The organism is Geminicoccus sp. (assembly GCF_035556675.1).
GTDB lineage: Bacteria > Pseudomonadota > Alphaproteobacteria > Geminicoccales > Geminicoccaceae > Geminicoccus.
The window spans coordinates 13,969-31,923 of the sequence record NZ_DATMFZ010000013.1 but is presented as its reverse complement, the minus strand read 5'-3'; the positions used below and the strand labels follow the sequence as shown (position 1 = coordinate 31,923).

Sequence of the window (17,955 nt, the reverse complement as noted above, 5' to 3'; positions counted from 1 at the left end):
ACCAGGATCGGCACGATGATCCCGGCTTCGGCGGCCTCCACCGCGCCGGTGAGCGAGCTGACGTCGCAGGGATGCGCCACCGCGCAGGCGATCGGCGGGATCTCCCGGGTCGCCGCGATAAGACGCTCGTATTTCTCGTGCCGGTTTCCGGCCACCTGCACCGCCTCCATGGGGTTCCCTTCGCCGTCGCCGCGCACCGCATGCCCTGCCTGTCCAGCCTAGGGGATTTGCCTGCCGCTGGCAGCCGCCTGTGCGGCGCCGCCCCGATGAGGCATGCTTCGCCGCGAGGAAACGCGGTCGGGGTGCCGGCCGAAGCGATCGGCAACTGGAGCAGTCTGGATGAAGGACAGGAGCGAGGGTCTCGGCCGGGGGCTGACCAACTATGGGGACCGCGCGTTCAGCCGCTACCTGCGTCGCTCGTTCGCCAGCTCCATGGGCTACAGCCGGGAGATGCTGGACCGGCCGATCGTCGGGATCGCGGACACGCGCAGCGGCTTCAACAACTGCCACCGGCACTTCCCGGAGCTGATCGAGGCGGTGAAGCGCGGCGTGCTGGCGGCGGGTGCTTTGCCCCTGGTCTTCCCGACCGTTTCGCTGGGCGAGGTGTTCCTCAGCCCGACCAGCCTGAAGTTCCGCAACCTGATGTCGATCGACACCGAGGAGATGATCCGCGCCCAGCCGATGGACGCCGTGGTGCTGGTGGGCGGCTGCGACAAGACCGTGCCGGCCCAGCTCATGGGCGCGGTCTCGGCGGGGCTGCCGGCGATCCAGCTGGTGGCGGGCCCGATGTCGACCAGCCGCTATCGCGGCGAGCGCCTGGGTGCTTGCACCGACTGCCGGCGGTTCTGGGGACGCTACCGGGCGGGCGAGGTCAGCGACGACGACATCCGGCAGGTGGAAGGCCGGCTCGCCACCACGGCCGGGACCTGCGCGGTGATGGGCACGGCCAGCACCATGGCGATCATCGCCGAGGTGCTGGGCATGATGCCGGCGGGCTCGGCGGCCGTGCCGGCGGTGGACGCCGAGCGGCTGCGGATCGGCGAGGAGACCGGCCGGATCGCCGCCGGCCTGATCGGCTCCGATCTCACCCCGGCGAAGATCATCACCGAGCGCTCGGTGGAGAACGCGCTGCGCGTCCTGCTCGCGATCGGCGGCTCCACCAACGGCATCATCCACCTCACCGCGATCGCCGGGCGGGCCGGCATCCGCATCGACCTCGACCGGCTGAACCAGCTCAGCGACACCACGCCCGTGCTGATCGACCTGAAGCCCAGCGGCCAGCACTACATGGAGGACCTGGACGCGGCCGGCGGTGTGCCGGCGCTGCTGGCGGAACTGCGCGACCTCCTGCACCTGGACTGCCCGACCGTCACCGGCGAGACGCTCGGCGAGCGGATCGACCGGGCGCCGGCCTGGGTCGACCGCAGCGTGATCCGCGCACGCACGGAGCCGATCACACCGCAGGGCGGTCTCGTCGCCCTGTTCGGCAACCTCGCTCCGCGGGGTGCCATCCTGAAGCGCTCGGCGGCCGACCCCAGCCTGTTCGAGCGCACCGGCCGGGCGGTGGTGTTCACCTCGCTGGCCGATCTCGCCCAGCGGATCGACGATCCGGCGCTCGACGTGCAGCCGGACGACTTCCTGGTGCTGCAGCATGCCGGCCCCACCAGCGAGGCGGCCATGCCGGAGGCCGGCTACCTGCCGATCCCGACCAGGCTGGCGCGCGCCGGAGTGAAGGACATGGTCCGGATCTCCGATGCGCGGATGAGCGGCACCGCGTTCGGCACGATCGTGCTGCATGTCACGCCGGATGCCGCGTCGGGCGGGCCGCTGGGGCTCGTGCGCGACGGCGACCGGATCAGGCTGTCGGTGGCCGAGCGCCGCCTGGAACTGCTGGTGCCCGAGGAGGAGCTGGAACGGCGCCGCCAGTCGGCGCCGGCCGCGGTCAGGCCAGCGTCGCGCGGCTATGACCGGCTCTACCAGGAGCAGATCCTCCAGGCCGACGAGGGCTGCGACTTCCGCTTCCTCCAGGCACCCTCCCTGGCCGGCGGCGGATGAGAGGAGCGCAAGGCGGCCCTGCGGCAGGCGGTGTTGCCGGCGGTCCCGCACCGCCCTAGCTCGCGCTGCGAGCCCTCCTCTTGTCGAAGGACCGTCATGACCGCGCCTACCGCCCTGCCCCCACGGCTGCTGGGCCTGTCCGGCAGCCTGCGCCGCATCTCGATCAACACCGGCCTGCTGCGCGCACTCCAGGCCCGGCTGGCCGGCCGGGCCGAGCTCGTCATCTTCCCGCTGGACGAGATCCCGCCCTATAACGGCGACCTGGACGGGGAGAACGCGCCCGCACCGGTGCTGGCGCTCAAGCAGGCGATCGCCCGGGCGGACGGCCTGATCGTGTCGACGCCGGAGTACAACTACGGCATGTCCGGCGTGCTCAAGAACGCGCTGGACTGGGCGTCCCGGCCGGCGATGCGCTCGCCGCTGAAGGGCAAGCCGGCCCTCGCCATGACCGCGTCGCCGGCGTTCACCGGTGGGGTGCGCGCCCAGCACCAGCTGCGCGAGACCCTGTCCGCGACGCTGGCCAGGGTGATCGCCCGCCCGCAGGTCGTGGTGTCGGCCACGATCGAGCAGGTTCAGGACGGCGTGCTGGTCGACGAGGCCAAGGTCGACTTCGCGCTGGCAGCCGTCGACGACCTGCTCGCCGAGATCGCGCTGCTGCGAAAGGCCGCCGCCTGAGCCTGCTGCCCGGCGCGGGCCTCAGGCCGAGCTGCCGGGCACCAGCTCCAGGGGCAGCACCTGCTCGCGCCGGGCAAAGCTGCCCTGCTCCAGCCGCTCGAGCAGGCTCGCGGCACCGGCTTCGCCCAGCTCATAGGCGCGCGAGCGGACCGAGCAGAGCGGCAGGTCGCCCCAGCCGGTGAAGGGGAAAGCGTTGAAGCCTGCGACCCCGACATCCTCGGGCACGCGCAGCCTGTAGCGCCGGAGCACCTGGAGCGCGATCGCAGCGATCTGGTCGTTCTGGCCGAGCAGGAGATCAGGCGGGGGCCGGCCGTCCAGCTGCGCTGAGATTGCTCCTGCGATCGCCTCGCCGCTGGTCTCGTCGCATGGGACCAGCTCCAGCACGACCCCTTCCGGCTCCAGGACCTGGCGAAACCCGGCCACCCGCTCCTCGACCGCCGGCCACGGCACGTCCGAGACGATCACCCAGACGCGCTTGGGCCGGCGCCGCAGCAGCCCGGTCGCCAGTGCGGCCGCCCCACCCCGGTCGTCCTGGCGGATGAAGCAGGCGTCCTCCAGCAAGGCCGCCGGCCGTTCCTGGAACACCACGAACGGCTTGCCCAGTTCCGCCACCCTGCGCATCGCTGCCAGCCGCTGGCGGCGCGTGCCGGACAGGTCCAGGCACAGACCGTCCACCTCGGAATGCTGGATCAGGAAGGAGGCGTCGAGGGCGCCTGGGCGGATCCCGTGCAGGAGCAGGCCGAAGCCGCGCGAGTTCAGGTAGTTGGCGAGGCCGGCCACCAGGTTGGCGGTGAACGGGTCGGCAAGAAAGCGTGGCGAGGGGTCCAGGATCGCCAGGCCGATCGTGAAGTTGCGCGCGGTGCGCAGGCTGCGGCCCAGCCGGTTCGGCCGGTAGCCCAGCTCGCGCACCGCGGCCTCGACACGCGCCCTGGTGCCCTCCGCCACGCCGGCGGTGATGCCGTTGACGACCTTCGAGACAGTGGCGGTGGACACGCCCGCGCGGGCGGCGACGGCATGGATGGTGGGACGTCGGGACATCGATGACCTTGCTTCCGGTGCGCCCTGGCCTCGGCCGTTGACGCGGCAACGGAACGCTCTTAGCGTCGATGTTAATCGTTTAACATCGCTATCAGGCAGGCAGGGCATGGATCTGGACTTCGCGGCGTTGAAGCAGCGTCTCTACACGGCGGTTCTCTCCGACGTGCTGGACGAGTTCGGCCGCATGGATCAGGCGATGCGGCCCTTCGTGCGCCCGCTGGACGAGGCCCAGGTCCTGTTCGGCCGGGCGCGGACTGGGCTCTTCATGAACACCTACTCGGTGGCGCCGGGGGAGAACCCTTACGAGGTCGAGATCGCGCTGATCGACGACCTGAAGACCGACGACGTGGTAGTGTTCGGCTGCGATGGCCCGACCACCCGGATCGCCCCCTGGGGCGAGCTGCTGACCACCGCCTCGCGGATGCGCGGTGCCACGGGCTGCGTGACCGACGGCCTGGTGCGCGACGTCCGCCAGATCCGGGCGCTGGGCTTCCCGGTGTTCCACGGCGGCATCGGCCCGCTCGATTCCAAGGGGCGCGGCAAGATGATGGCGATGGACGTGCCGATCATGTGCGGCGGGGTGCGGATCATACCGGGCGACCTCGTGTTCGGCGACGTGGACGGGGTGGTGGTGATCCCGGGCGAAATCGCGAGCGACGTCATCGCCGCGGCCCTGCGCAAGATCGAGAGCGAGAACAATACCCGCCGGGAGCTGGAACAGGGCAGCCTCCTGGGCGAGGTCTATGCGAAATACGGCGTTCTCTGACGCCGGGTCGGATGGGGGTCCGGACCGGCGGCGGCATTTTCCGCAGTAAGCGAGGGAGGTAATCGGACATGGCAGTGAAAGGCTTGATCGCCGCGTTTGCCGGCGCGCTCCTGGCCCTGGGCGGGTCGGGAGCGATCGCGGCGGAGTTCACCATCCGCGGCAGCCACGCCGAATCGATCGAGAGCCCCCTGCACAAGGGCTGGCAGGTCTTCGAGTCCTATGTCGAGAGCGCCAGCGGTGGCCGGATCGAGGTGACGGTCTCGCCGGCCAGCCAGCTGGGCTCGATCAAGGACGCGATGGAGCAGGCCAAGCTCGGCGCCATCGAGATGGCCCAGGGCGACGAGCAGACGCTCGACAGCTTCTACAAGCCGATGATGATCCTGGCGGCCCCCTATCTGTTCGACAACGACGAGGAAGGCCGGGCATTCCTCAATTCCGACTTCTTCATGGAAGTCCGGGAGAAGATGGCCAAGGAGTCGGGCCTGCGCCTGCTGGCGGCCTCCTCCTACGGCTTTCGCTGCTTCACCAACAACGTGAAGCCGATCCGTTCCGCGGCCGACATGGCAGGCGTGCGCATGCGCGTGCCGCCGAGCCCGATGTCGCTGGCGATGGTGCAGGCCATGGGCGGCTCGCCCACCCCGGTGCCGTGGGAAGAGCTCTACGGCGCCATGCAGTCCGGCGTGGTTGACGGCCAGGAGAACCCGGTCGGCGTGGTGCTCGACTACTCCTTCTACCAGGTCCAGAAATACCTGACGCTCGACAACCACCAGCTCGGCTTCAACACCCTCATGATCGGCGAGCAGTTCTTCCAGAGCCTGCCGCCCGACCTGCGGGTGATCGTCGTCACCGGGGCGCAGATGGCAGCCGCCACCGAGTATGGCGAGCGCAACTACCAGGCCCGGGTGAGTGCGGTCGACCAGCTGCGCGAGCATGGCATGGACGTCTATGCCCCGACCCAGGAGGAGATCGACAGCTTCCGCACCGCGACGCGCGAACCGATCCAGGCCTATCTCAAGCAGGAGCTGGACCCGGCCTTCGTCGACGCGGTCTACAGCGAGGTCGCCGCGATCCGGCAGAAGCTGACCGAATCCGTCAGCCAGTGACGTTCTGAACAGCGGACCATGCCCCTGCCGACCGGCAGGGGCAGACGGAGGCACACTTGAGATCGCTGGCTGCCTGGCTGCACGGCCTCGTCGACCTGCTGCTCGTCCTGTCGCTCGCGGTGATCACGAGCGTTCTGGCCCTGCAGGTCATGTTCCGGTACTTCCTCCATGCGGCCCTGCCCTGGCCTGAGGAACTGGCCCAGTTCCTGCTCATCCTGATCTCGTTCCTCGGCATGTACCGGGCGTTCGGCAGGAACCAGCATATCGGCATGAACTGGATGCCCGAGCGTTCCCGTTCGGCGCACATGGTGAAGGCCGCGGGCCTGCTGCTGGTCGCGGTGTTCCTCGTCTATATCGGCTTCGGCGGCTGGAAGCTGGCGATGAGCGCTTGGCACCAGCCCTCCACCGCGCTGCGCCTGCCCATGGCGATCCCCTACCTGATCGTGCCGCTCTCCTGCCTCCTGTCCGTGCTGGCGGTGCTGGACCGGATCCGCCGGCTCCTGTCCGGCCAGTCAGGCGCGCTCGAGGGGGAGCAGGCCCGATGAACACCGCCATCGTCATCCTGCTCCTGGTGGTGCTGCTGGCGATCGAGACGCCGATCGCGTTCGCCGTGGGCCTGTGCGCCTTGGCCGGCCTGCTGATCACCGACCTGGGCAACGCCCAGATCGCCGCCCAGCGCCTGTTCGCGGGCATGAACAGCTATGGCCTCCTGGCCCTGCCCCTGTTCATCCTGGCCGGCAACCTCCTGGTCGCCGGCGGCATCATCCAGCGCCTGGTCGACTTCGCCGACGTGATCGTCGGCCGCATCCGCGGCGGCCTGGCCTATGTCAACATCATCGCCAACCTGATGATGGCCGGCGTCTCGGGCTCGGCCACCGCCGACACCGCGGCACTCGGCTCGGTAATGGTGCCGATGATGAAGGCGCGGCGCTATTCCGTGGATTTCGCCGCGGCACTCACCGTGTCCGGGGCGATCATCGCGCCGATCATCCCGCCCAGCCTGGTCATGGTGATCTATGCCATCCCGACCCGGCTCTCCATCGGCGCCATGTTCTTCGCCGGCATCCTGCCGGGCATTTTGATCGCACTGCTGCTGGCGGCCTATGTGGCCTATGCCTGCCGCAACCACCCGCTGGTAGAGGTAGCCGACCGCCCGAAGCGCAGCTTCGCCCGCTCCTGCCTCGATGCCGTGCCGGTGCTCATCGCCCCGGTCATCATCGTGGGCGGCGTGCGCGGCGGAGTGTTCACCGCGACGGAGGCTGCGGCGGTCCTGTGCGTCTATGCCCTGTTCCTGACCTGCCTGCTGTATCGCTCGGTGGGTCCGAAGCAGCTGTTCCACGTCTTCCAGGAAAGTGCGCTCACCACCGCCACCGTGATGATCGTGGTCGGCACCGCCAGCCTGTTCGCCTGGTTCCTGGCGATCGAGGACATCCCGCGGGCGGCCAGCGCCCTGTTCCTGTCGCTGACCGACAATCCCTTCGTCTTCCTCTTGATCGTCAACGTGTTCCTGCTGTTCGTGGGTGCGTTCCTGGACACGGTGCCGGCGATCCTGATCTTCGTGCCGATCCTACAGCCGGCGGCGGTGCAGTTCGGCATCGATCCGATCCATTTCTCGATCGTGGTGATCGTGAACCTGATGATCGGGCTGAACACCCCGCCGGTCGGCACCAACCTGTTCGTGATCTCCTCGATCACCGGCCGGTCGATGGCCGCGATCACCAAAGCGCTCATGCCGCTCTACGTGGTCAAGCTGATCGCCCTGGCGCTCATCACCTACATTCCCTTCCTTTCGCTCTGGCTGCCCCGCATGGCCGGCCTGATGCGTTGAGCCTGCCCCCGGAACCGACCATGCCCCGCCTGATCCTGTATCCCGACGTCCAGTTCGACGGTCCTCCCAACCTGGAGGCCGCCGTTTATGGCGACAGCTTCGCCATCCACGCCTCGCGCTCGGCCGACCTGGACACGATCCCGGCCGAGGCTTGGCGGACCGCCGAAGGGCTGGTCTGCTATCACGAGATTACCGTGGACGAGGCGGTGCTCGACCGGATGCCTGCCTGCCGGGTGGTCGTCCGCGCCGGGGTGGGCTTCGACAATATCGACCTGGACGCTGCCGGCCAGCGCGGCATCGCGGTCTGCAACACGCCCGACTACGGCACCACCGACGTCGCCGACCATGCCATCGCCCTGACCCTGGCATTGCTGCGCGGCGTGGTGGCCTATAACGACCTGCTGCAGGCGGACCCGGTGGCCGGCTGGGACTTCGCCAAGGTGCCGACCGTGCGCCGGCTCTCCACCCAGACCTTCGGCGTGGTCGGGCTCGGGCGGATCGGCACCGCCACTGCGCTGCGCGCCAAGGCGCTCGGCATGCGCGTCCGCTTCTTCGATCCCTACCGCCCGACCGGCAGCGAGCTGGCGCTCGGGATCGAGCGGGCTAGCTCGCTGGAGGACCTGCTCGGATCGGCCGACGTCGTGTCGCTGCACACGCCGCTCACCGCCGAGACCCGCCACCTGATCAGCACAGCCGCGCTTGCCGCGATGAAGCCGGATGCCGTGCTGGTGAACACTGCGCGCGGCGGCGTGGTCGATCTCCTGGCGCTGCACGAGGCGCTGGCGGCCGGCCGGCTCGGCGCGGCAGCGCTGGACGTGCTGGAAACCGAGCCGCTGCCGGCCGACCATCCGCTGCTGCAGGCCTGGCGGGCACCAGGCTCGCCGCTGCGCCACCGGCTGATCGTCACGCCGCATGCCGCCTTCTACAGCCCCTCCAGCCTGATCGATCTCCGGCAGAAGTCGGCGCGGACCGCGGCCGGTTATCTGCAGGACGGACACTCGCGCGACTGCGTGAACGCCGACCGGCTGGACCTGGCCAAGGCCGCGGCTCGCCGGCCTGCCCTCTGACCCACGTGATGCAAGGACCTGTTCAGCCATGACCCGCTGTTCGTTCGACCGCTCCCGCCAACGGATCGCCGAGGCCAGCCGGATCATCCCGGGCGGGGTCAGCAGCCATTTCCGCCATGGCGTCTCGCCCACACCGCTCGTGTTCGAGCGGGCTGACGGCGCCTGCCTGTTCGACATCGATGGCAATCGCCTGATCGACTACTACCTGGCACTGGGGCCGATGATCCTGGGCCACACACCTGCCGACGTCATCGCCGCGGCCCAGGAGCAGGTGGGGCGCGGCATCCTGTTCGGCGGGCAGAGCGAGCTGGAGTTCGAGGCCGCCCAGCTGGTGTGCGAGATGGTGCCCTGCGCCGAGCGGGTCCGCTTCGCCTCCTCGGGCTCCGAGGCGGACCAGCTGGCGCTCCGCCTCAGCCGGGCGGTGACCGGCCGCAGCAAGGTCCTGAAGTTCGAGGGCCACTACCATGGCTGGATGGACAGCGTACTGTGGAGCGTGGCGACGCCGTCCGAGCAGCTGGGTCCTGAAGCCTCGCCCAGCCGGTTCGCCGGCAGCCTCGGCCAGGACGCATCGGCCGGTGAGAATGTCGAGGTCCTGCCCTGGAACCAGGCCGAGCTCGTGGTCGAGCGGCTGAAGCGGGGCGACGTCGCTGCCGTGATCATGGAGCCGATCATGTGCAACAGCGGCGGGATCCTCCCCGAGCCCGGCTATCTGGAAGCCGTGCGTGCCGCCTGCACCAAGACCGGCACCATCCTGATCTTCGACGAAGTGGTCACCGGCTTCCGGGTGGGGCCGGGCGGCGCGCAGCAGCGCCTGGGCGTGACGCCCGACCTCGCGACCTTCGCCAAGGCGATCGCCAACGGCTTCTCAGTGGCGGCACTGGCCGGCCGCGCCGACCTGATGGACCGGCTGGCGGGCGGCGGTATCCTCCATGGTGGCACCTACAACGCCCAGGCAGTCGCCATGGCCGCGACGGTCGCGACGCTGCGCCGCCTCAAGACGCCCGGCACCTACGAGGCGATAGAGACCCGGGGCCGCCGCCTGATGGACGGGATCGACCAGGCCCTGAAGCGGGCCGGAATCACCGCCACGGTGACCGGGCTGCCGCAGATCTTCCATGTGGCGCTCGGCATGGCCGAGCCCGGCCGGCATTATCGCGACATGCTGAAGTCCGACCGCCAGGCCTATGTCCGGCTGACCACTGCTCTGCTGGAACGGGGCGTGCGGGCACTGGAGCGGGGTGCCTGGTTCCTTTCGACCGAGCATGACGACGCGATCGTGGCTGAGACGCTCGCGGCGTTCGAGGACGCGGTGTCGGTCCTGAAGCCGGCCTGAGGCCCTTGTCCCAGGGGTGGTGCCGGGCCCAGATGTCGGGAATGACCAGCACCATCCCCTTCGACAACAGCTATGCCCGGCTGCCCGACCGCTTCTTCGCCCGGACCCGGCCGGCCGAGGCACCGGCCCCGCGGCTGATCGAGCTGAACCGCCCGCTCGCCGAAGCCCTGGGCCTGGACCCGGACTGGATGGCCAGCCCAGAGGGCGTCGCGATGCTGTCCGGGCGGGAGGTGGTGCCCGGCAGCGAGCCCATCGCCATGGCCTATGCCGGCCACCAGTTCGGCTCCTTCGTGCCGAGCCTGGGGGATGGCCGGGCGATCCTGCTGGGCGAGGTGGTGGGCCGGGACGGCCAGCGCTACGACCTGCAGCTCAAGGGCTCCGGCCGCACCCTGTTCTCGCGGGGCGGCGACGGCCGTGCGGCGCTGGGGCCGGTGCTGCGCGAGCATCTGGTCAGCGAGGCCATGGCGGCGATGGGCATCCCCACCACGCGCACTCTCGCCTCGGTGATCACCGGCGAGGAGGTGTACCGCGAGACGGTGCTGCCGGGGGCCGTGCTGACCAGGGTCGCGCGCAGCCATGTCCGGGTCGGCACCTTCCAGTATTTCGCAGCCCGCCAGGACCATGACGCGGTGCGCCTGCTGACCGATTACGTGGTGGCGCGGCTTTATCCCGAGGCGGCACAGGCCGAGCGGCCGGCCCTGGCGTTCCTGAACCTTCTGGTCGGGCGTCAGGCGGAGCTGGTCGCGTCCTGGCTCCTGGTCGGGTTCATCCATGGGGTGATGAACACCGACAACATGTCGGTGGCTGGCGAGACGATCGATTACGGCCCCTGCGCGTTCATGGACGCGTTCCATCCGCAGACCGTGTTCAGCTCGATCGACCAGAACGGGCGCTACGCCTACGCCAACCAGCCGGGCATCGCCCAGTGGAACCTGACCCGGCTGGCCGAATGCCTGCTGCCGCTGCTCGACCCGGACGAGGACCGGGCGGTGGAACTGGCCAGGGAGGTGCTGACCGGATTCGGCGCCCGGTTCGAGGCGGCCTTTCATGCCGGGCTGCGGCGCAAGCTCGGCCTGTTGGCGGCGGAGCCCGAGGATGTGGCGCTCGCCCAGGACCTGCTGGGGCGGATGGCCGCGAACAATGCCGACTTCACCCTGACCTTCCGCCGGCTGTCCGACGCCGCGGCCGATGCCGGCGCGGATGAAGGCATACGGACGCTGTTCTCGGATGGTACGGCCTATGACGGCTGGGCCGGGTCGTGGCGGGAGCGGCTGGCACGCGATGGAGGGGAGCCGCAAGCGCGCCGGCTGGCGATGCGGCAGGTCAATCCGCTCTTCATCCCGCGCAACCATCAGGTGGAGGCTGCCATTCGGGCCGGGGTCGATGCCGATGATTTCGGGCCGTTCCGCACGCTCCTGGCCGTGCTGGCCGATCCTTACGGCGACCAGCCCGAACATGCCCACTTGGCAGAGCCGCCCCGGCCGGAGGAGCGGGTGCTCCAAACCTTCTGCGGGACCTGAGGAGACTCAGCCCGGCTGGGCCTCCTCGTAGCGACGCTGGTTCTCGAGCAGCACCTCGCCGAGGCTGCGGCCTTCGCGATAGGCGGCGAGGTCCGGGCCGCGGGCGATGCCGTCCAGCAGGCGCGGCGAAGGTTCGGCGGCGCCGATCGAAGTCCGTACCGGGATCACGCCCGCCCAGACCGGATGGTCGCCGTCCAGCTCGTCGTCACCGACATTCTTGGCGCGAACCTTGGCCGAGGCCTGCTCGATCGGCATGCCGATCACCGTGGTGGCCTTCACCTCCTGGACGGTGGACTGGCGCAGCGCCGCCTGCCGGCCGGGGAAGAAGCGCTCGACGATGGCGACCAGCGCCCGCTCCTTCTCCTCCGGATCCGTCACGATCCGGGCGGTGCCGAAGCACATGGCCGAGCGGTAGTTGGCCGAGTGATTGAACCCGGAGCGGGCCAGCACGAGGCCGTCCAGATGGGACACGGTCACGCAGGCGGGCGCGCCTGCCGCGAGTTGGCGCAGCATCCGGCTGGCCGACGAGCCGTGCCAGTAGAGCGTGTCGCCCTCGCGCCAGTGGATGGTCGGGGTGCAGAACGGCTGGCCGTCCAGCACGTAGGCGACGTGGCAGAGGAAGCCCGCGTCCAGGATCGCGTGGATCGAGGCGCGGTCGTAGCTGCCCCGAGCGTGCTCGCGGCGCACGCGGTTGCGCGCCGTGATCGGATAGCTCTGCACAGAAGCCGGATGGTCGGTCACGTCGCTTGCATCCTCCTGGAACCTGACGCCAGTCTGCCGCTACCAATTGGTCCGAAACAGATCCAATTCCTGACGAATGAAGCGAACCAATCTGCCGGACTGGTCGTCCCTGATCCCGGTGCTGCCGGCAGATGGGCCACGTCCGCGCGCGATCTACCTGGCGATCCGCCGGCTGATCGAGAGCGGCCTGATGCCGCCCGGGACCAAGCTGCCCACCACCCGCGACCTCTCCGCCAGGCTCAGTGTATCCCGTCTGGCCGCGGTCACCGCGTTCGAGCTGCTGACAGCGGAAGGCTTCGCGGAAGCGCGGGTCGGAGCCGGAACTTTCGTCGCTGCGGCGGTCCCGTCGCTGCCGGATTCCGGCAGCGCGCAGTCGGCAAGGGAACCGCCGCTGGAGCCGGCCAGACCATTCCAGCTCGGCATCGCTCAGCCGGATCGGCGCACCATGGCGAGCTTTCGCCAGCTCCTGGCGCAGCGGCTGCGCGAGCCCGGCCCGGAACATTTCCAGTATGGCGACCTGCGCGGCGGCCTGGAGCTGCGCACCGCGATTGCCGCCTATCTGCGCACCGCGCGCGGCGTGCGCTGCGAGGCGAGCCAGATCCTGCTGACCAGCGGTACCCAGCAGGCTCTCGACCTGATCTTCCGCGCGATCCTCGCTCCCGGCGACGCGGTATGGTTGGAAGATCCGGGCTATCCCAGTGCCCGGACCGCAGTGACCAACAATGGCGGGCGGGCGATCGGCGTGCCGGTCGATGCCGAGGGCCTGGACCTGACGGCCGCCCGCCTGCCGGCGGAGCGGGTGCGCGCGGTCTATGTCACGCCCTCCCACCAGTTCCCCTTGGGCGTTACCATGTCCATGCGCCGCCGCCTGGCCCTGCTGGACTGGGCCGCACGCAGCGGCGCCTGGCTGCTGGAGGACGATTACGACAGCGAGTTCCGCTATGCCGGCCCGCCGCTCACCGCCCTGCAGGGCATGGATGGTGCCGGGCGGGTCGCCTATCTCGGCACCTTCTCCAAGGTGCTCTTCCCGGGGCTGCGCGTCGGCTACGCAGTACTGCCGCCCGAGCTGATGGAGCGGGTGCTGCGGCTGCGCGCGCAGACCGATCGTCATCCGCCGACCCTGACGGAAGGTGCCCTCGCCGAGCTGCTGACGGACGGCCACTTCGCCGCACACCTGCGCCGGACGCGCCGGCGCTGCCAGGCAGCCCGCGACGTGCTGGTCCGGACGTTGCGCCGGCAGCTGGGCCTGGTGCTGGACCCGCCCGGGCAGGGCCTGCATCTGGTGCTGCCGCTGGCACCGTTAGCCGACGACCACGCCATCGCCGCTGCCGCCGCCATAAGAGGTGTGCACGTGCAGCCGCTCTCGCCCCTGTTCATCGACGCTGCACCACGCCAGGGCCTGGTGCTGGGCTTCTCCGGCTTCGCACCGGCCGAGCTGGAGACGGCCGGTGTGGCCCTGGCCGGCGTCATTCATGCCACGGCCCCTCCGTTGCCGGGCCCATCACACGACTGACCGCCACCTGCCCGATGCCGAACCGATCAGGTGGCTCCCGGCACCGACAGCAGCTCCCGGCGCCTGACTTCCGCGCGAGTGGCGGCCACCGCGGCAGCGAGCTGGTGCACCAGGGCGTCGACCGGCTGGCCGGCGAGGGCCTGCTGCTCGATGCTGCGCGCCAGCACACCGACCCGCAGCAGACCGAAGCTCGGCGCGCTGCCGGCCAGGCGGTGCGCCGGTCGCGCGACCTCGGCAAGGTCGCCCTGCAGCCGCTCGATCTCGAACTGGGCCTGCTCTGCCGAGTTCAGGGCGTTCTCCAGGAACTGCGCGAATCTGTCCGGTCCCGCCAGCCCCTGGAGACCGGTGATCCGCGCCTCATCCAGCAGTTCCTCCGCCACCACCTGCCCGTCGGAGGCCGGCGGTGCGGCGGATGCCGCCACGGCCGCCATCGTGCCGCTGCCGGCCGTGGCGGCCAGCGTCTGGAACAGCTCGTTCCAGGCGATCGGCTTGGTGAGTACCCCGTTCATGCCGGCCGCCATGCAGCGGCACCGCTCCTCGTTCATGACGTTGGCGGTCAGCGCCAGGATCGGCACGGTGCCGTGCGGCGGCGGCAGCGCCCTGATCCGCCGGGTGGCGTCGATGCCGTCCATGATCGGCATCTGCACGTCCATCAGGATGATGTCGAACAGCTGGTCGCCCGCCCTGGCCAGCGCCTGCTCGCCGTTCTCTGCGAAGACCAGCCGGTGGCCATAGCGGCTGAGCGTGGCGTTCATCAGGTCGCGGTTCACCTCGACGTCCTCCGCCACCAGGATGGTGAGCGGCCGGATCGTGGCGGGGTCGAAGTCGGCCTTCTCCGTGACGAGCACCACGTCGCCGACCTCGAAGCTGAGCCGGAACGAGAAGGTGCTGCCCTTCCCGAGTTCGCTCTCCGCTGCGATCTCGCCGTCCATGGCTTCGACCAGCTGCCGGCAGATCGCCAAGCCCAGGCCGCTGCCGCCGAACCGCCGGGCGGTGGAACGATCCGCCTGCGAGAATGGCTGGAACAGTTCGCCCAGGCGCTCTGCGGCAATGCCGATGCCGGAATCCTGGACCTCGAACAGGAAGTCGGCCTGGCCGTCCTCCAGCGAACAGCAGCGGACCCGTACGCTCACCTGGCCGCTGTTGGTGAACTTGAGGCCGTTGCCGATCAGGTTGACCAGGATCTGTCGCAACCGGGTCGGGTCGCCGCGCACGACCGGCGGCGAATGCGCGTCCAGCGTGAAGACGAGGCCCAGACCGCGCTCGGCTGCCTGCGGGGCCATGATCGAGCGCAACTCCTCCAGGAGCTCGGCCATGGAAAAGTCGATGCATTCGAGCGTGACGCCGCCGGCATCGAAGCGCGAGAAGTCCAGGATGTCGTTGATGATGCTGAGCAGATGCTGGCCGGAGAGCCGGATCGCGCGCACATAGCCCTGCTGACGGATATCGAGCCGCTCGGCCGCCAGCAGGTCGGCCATGCCCAGCACGGCGGTCATCGGCGTGCGAATCTCGTGGCTCATCGCCGCCAGGAACTGCGCCTTGGAGCGCTCGCCGGCCTCGGCACGCCACTGTGCCACACGCGCCTCGGTGGCCGCCACCTTGGCCGCGGCGGCGGTGGCACGCAGGCGCTGCATGGCGCCGTGGAGCAATGCGGTCAGGACGGAAGTGATCACGGTGATCGCCAGGATGAGGGCGGTACCCAGATAGACGCGCGGCCACCAGGAGTGCAGCACGGTCGCAAGCGGCACCCCGGCCATCACGTAGAGGCCATAGCCCTCGACCTTGGCGCGTTGGACGAGATAGTCCCCGACCGCCCTCTCTGCGAGTGCATGGGGTTGGGTGCGGTCCGTGACGAGAAAGGGCGGGGGCGGCGGCATGCGCTGCTGATCCGGCCAATGGCTGGCATCGAGGGCGTAGAGGCGGCCGACACGGTCGGTCAGGGCCATGATCTGGGACGGCTCGTTGCTCAGGGTGGCGAAGACCTGGGCGAACAGACGCCAGCTGGCACCGACCACGACGATCCCATGAAAGTTGCCGTCCCGATCGCGGATCGCCCAGCTGAGCGGCACCGCTTCCTGTTCCGACACGAACGGAGCGATCGTCGGCGTGTCGACGAACATTCCGGCCACGGTCCCGTCACGATGCTGCCGAAAATATTCGTTGCCGCTCACGTCAGAGCCGACCCGGGTCACGTCGCTGGTGTAGCGGATGAAACCGTCTGGGCCGACGATCGCCAAGCGGCGCAGCGCTTCCAGCTGGTCGATCCGCTCAGCCTCCTGGCGCAATCGCAGATACACCTCGCCAAGATCGAGCTCGCCCCGCCGGTACTGGCCCAGGATGAGCGACACGGTGAGGTCCAGCGTGTCGAGCCCGCGGCTCACGAATCCGGCGCCGGGGCGGGCCATGGCCACGAGCGTGTCGGATGCACGTTCGACCAGATTATCGCGGTCGCGCTTGAGCACTTTGAAGACGCCGGCGCCGCAGAGGATTCCGACGACCGCGCCGGTCGCGAGGCCGATGCGCACGGAACGCAGGCTGCTCAGCCACTCGATGAAGCGCCGGGAGGACCGGGCCAGACCGGACCGGCGGGCCGCCCTGGATCTCACCGGTGGCACCCGGCCGGTTCCCTGGCGGCTCTGCAGAGCCCATGCCCGCCGCCTCGCTCCAGGTTCCGGCGACCGTGGCGCAGGCCGTCGGCACTGACGCTATCCTCACGGGCCGGCCCGATCAGCATTCGGCGGTAGTTCCAGACACGCGGTTTGAATCTTTACTTGCGATCCTGAGACACCCGCGTTCACGCTCTGCGGGTCGGTAGATGCACATGATGCATTGCAGGATTTCCGTAAGAAATCCAGACTAGGTTCGTCCGCGCGGCGGATCTCGGGGGTCGGAGAGATGAGGATGAGGCTCGATCTGTGCGCCGGGCGCCGCGCGTTCCTGGCCGGCACGGCTGGTGCACTGCTTGCCGCTGGCGGCCCCAAGCGCCGCAGCGCCGCCCAGAGCCGCACCAGGATCGTGTTCGCCTGGCCATTCCTCAACGGCCCGCAGGGTGTCCAGGAACTGGCCGAGCGGTTCAACCAGCAGAGCCGCACGGTCGAGGTGACGGTCCAGATCGTGCCGCAGCTCCAGGCCCTGCCCCGACTGACCGAAATGTTCGACGCGGGCACCGGGCCGGACTGCCTGGCGATCTCCGACATCTGGCTGACCCAGCTGGCCTCGCGCGGCTGGCTGGAGCCGCTGGACGACCGTCTTGCCGCCGATGGGCTCGAGGCCGACATCGCGCCCGCCTCCATGGGTCTGGCCCGCATGTATCGCGGCACCGCCTATTATGTCGGCTTCGTGATCGAGTCCTTCCTCCTGTTCTACAACCGGCGGCTGTTCGAGGCGGCCGGGCTGTCGGGGCCGCCGACCACGCTGGACGAGTTCGCGGACCATGCGCAGCGGCTCACCGATCGCGATCAGGACCGGTTCGGCTGCTATGTGGAAGGCGGCGACGGCTGGAGCTTCCAGCAATGGACCACCTGGGCGCTCGGGACGGGCGGGGCCGGGCTGAACCGGACCTTCTTCGATGCCTCCGGCCGCTGCGTGCTGAACAGCCCTCGCCATGCGGCGGGCCTGCAGCAATGGCTAGACCTGTACCAGAAGAGCAAGGTCTCGCCCCCCGAATCGGCGCTGGGCACCTTGCAGGACCAGACCGCGGCGTTCGCTTCCGGCAGGGTGGCGATGATCATGGGCTGGGGCTCGTTCGTCGCGACCATGGCCGCGGCCGTGGGCGAGGACAATCTCGGCACCGCACCCACGCCCGAAGGCCCCGCCGGCGCGCACTACTACTATGCCGGCAACGGCTTCGCCCTGAACGCGGCCTCGGCCAAGAAGGAGGCCTCCTGGGAATTCATCCGGTTCATGCTGCAGCCGGAGAACAACGGTGCGTGGAACCGCCGCCATGGCGCGATCCCGACCAACATGCAGGCCTGGCAGGAGGACTGGCTGCGCCAGGAGCGATTCCAGTCGATGCTGGCCGTGCTGCAGGACCAGAACGCCCTGGTCCACCACCCGCGCCACCTGCCCGGCTATGGCAGCTTCCAGAGCCAGTTCTCGCCGCCGCAGATCCAGCAGACCCTGCTGGGTGGTCAGGATGCGGCGGAGCATCTGGCGACGATCGCGGGCGCCCTGGAGAAGCTGCTCGCCGACGCAGCATGACCGGCAAGGCCGCCCACGGCAGGTGGCCATGCAGTCGGCGCGCTCCAGGATCGATGGTCACGATCTTCCCTGGATCCTGTTCGCCGGCCGGACCTATGGCGGGCTGATCGCCTAGT

The 17,955-nt window shown here is 69.6% G+C and carries 14 protein-coding genes and 1 pseudogene; 11 read left to right on the top strand and 4 right to left on the bottom strand.

Going from position 1 to position 17,955, the window contains the following annotated elements; genetic code table 11:
- Nucleotides 1–197 (bottom strand): annotated as a pseudogene (locus tag VNS22_RS01160) (hypothetical protein); the annotation flags it as partial.
- A 142-nt stretch (nt 198–339) separates the two neighbouring features.
- Between VNS22_RS01160 and VNS22_RS01155 the strand changes: the two are divergent.
- Complete coding sequence (locus tag VNS22_RS01155) at nt 340–2,055, top strand: dihydroxy-acid dehydratase (RefSeq protein ID WP_325728750.1); 1,716 nt, start codon at nt 340–342, stop codon at nt 2,053–2,055.
- Nucleotides 2,056–2,151: 96 nt separating this feature from the next.
- Entirely contained in the window at nt 2,152–2,730 is a 579-nt protein-coding gene (locus VNS22_RS01150; protein ID WP_325728748.1) for an NADPH-dependent FMN reductase, read from the top strand.
- A 21-nt stretch (nt 2,731–2,751) separates the two neighbouring features.
- Here VNS22_RS01150 and VNS22_RS01145 read toward each other — a convergent pair whose 3' ends face one another.
- Entirely contained in the window at nt 2,752–3,768 is a 1,017-nt protein-coding gene (locus tag VNS22_RS01145) for a LacI family DNA-binding transcriptional regulator (protein WP_325728746.1), read from the bottom strand.
- Nucleotides 3,769–3,874: 106 nt separating this feature from the next.
- On the opposite strand from VNS22_RS01145, the gene VNS22_RS01140 reads away from it, so the two are divergent.
- The 7 genes from VNS22_RS01140 (at nt 3,875) to VNS22_RS01110 (ending at nt 11,385) form a co-directional block, all read left to right on the top strand.
- A complete protein-coding gene (locus VNS22_RS01140; RefSeq protein ID WP_325728744.1) occupies nt 3,875–4,534 on the top strand; it encodes an RraA family protein in 660 nt (219 codons plus the stop codon).
- 68 nt (nt 4,535–4,602) lie between these two features.
- Entirely contained in the window at nt 4,603–5,637 is a 1,035-nt protein-coding gene (locus VNS22_RS01135) for a TRAP transporter substrate-binding protein (protein WP_325728743.1), read from the top strand.
- A 56-nt stretch (nt 5,638–5,693) separates the two neighbouring features.
- Nucleotides 5,694–6,182, top strand: coding sequence for a TRAP transporter small permease (locus VNS22_RS01130; protein ID WP_325728741.1), 489 nt, complete (start codon nt 5,694–5,696; stop codon nt 6,180–6,182).
- On the top strand, nt 6,179–7,465 hold the full coding sequence (locus VNS22_RS01125; protein WP_325728739.1) for a TRAP transporter large permease: 1,287 nt from the start codon (nt 6,179–6,181) through the stop codon (nt 7,463–7,465). The genes VNS22_RS01130 and VNS22_RS01125 overlap by 4 nt, the downstream gene beginning before the upstream one ends.
- A 20-nt stretch (nt 7,466–7,485) precedes the next feature.
- Nucleotides 7,486–8,532: a C-terminal binding protein gene (locus VNS22_RS01120; protein ID WP_325728737.1), complete on the top strand. Its 1,047-nt coding sequence runs from the start codon at nt 7,486–7,488 to the stop codon at nt 8,530–8,532.
- A gap of 28 nt (nt 8,533–8,560) precedes the next feature.
- Complete coding sequence (locus VNS22_RS01115) at nt 8,561–9,865, top strand: aspartate aminotransferase family protein (protein ID WP_325728736.1); 1,305 nt, start codon at nt 8,561–8,563, stop codon at nt 9,863–9,865.
- Nucleotides 9,866–9,906: 41 nt separating this feature from the next.
- The gene (locus VNS22_RS01110) at nt 9,907–11,385 is read left to right on the top strand and encodes a protein adenylyltransferase SelO (protein WP_325728734.1); all 1,479 of its coding nucleotides are present in this window, start codon (nt 9,907–9,909) and stop codon (nt 11,383–11,385) included.
- 6 nt (nt 11,386–11,391) lie between these two features.
- Here VNS22_RS01110 and VNS22_RS01105 read toward each other — a convergent pair whose 3' ends face one another.
- Nucleotides 11,392–12,126, bottom strand: coding sequence for a pyridoxamine 5'-phosphate oxidase family protein (locus VNS22_RS01105; protein ID WP_325728732.1), 735 nt, complete (start codon nt 12,124–12,126; stop codon nt 11,392–11,394).
- A 76-nt stretch (nt 12,127–12,202) separates the two neighbouring features.
- Between VNS22_RS01105 and VNS22_RS01100 the strand changes: the two genes are divergently transcribed.
- A complete protein-coding gene (locus VNS22_RS01100) occupies nt 12,203–13,639 on the top strand; it encodes a PLP-dependent aminotransferase family protein (protein ID WP_325728730.1) in 1,437 nt (478 codons plus the stop codon).
- Nucleotides 13,640–13,665: 26 nt separating this feature from the next.
- Here the strand turns inward: VNS22_RS01100 and VNS22_RS01095 are convergent, their stop codons facing one another.
- Complete coding sequence (locus tag VNS22_RS01095; RefSeq protein ID WP_325728728.1) at nt 13,666–16,245, bottom strand: hybrid sensor histidine kinase/response regulator; 2,580 nt, start codon at nt 16,243–16,245, stop codon at nt 13,666–13,668.
- Between the two features lie 295 nt (nt 16,246–16,540).
- Between VNS22_RS01095 and VNS22_RS01090 the strand changes: the two genes are divergently transcribed.
- Nucleotides 16,541–17,839 carry a sugar ABC transporter substrate-binding protein gene (locus VNS22_RS01090; protein ID WP_325728726.1) on the top strand — a complete coding sequence of 433 codons (1,299 nt, stop codon included), beginning with the start codon at nt 16,541–16,543 and terminating at the stop codon, nt 17,837–17,839.
- Nucleotides 17,840–17,955: the final 116 nt, after the last annotated feature.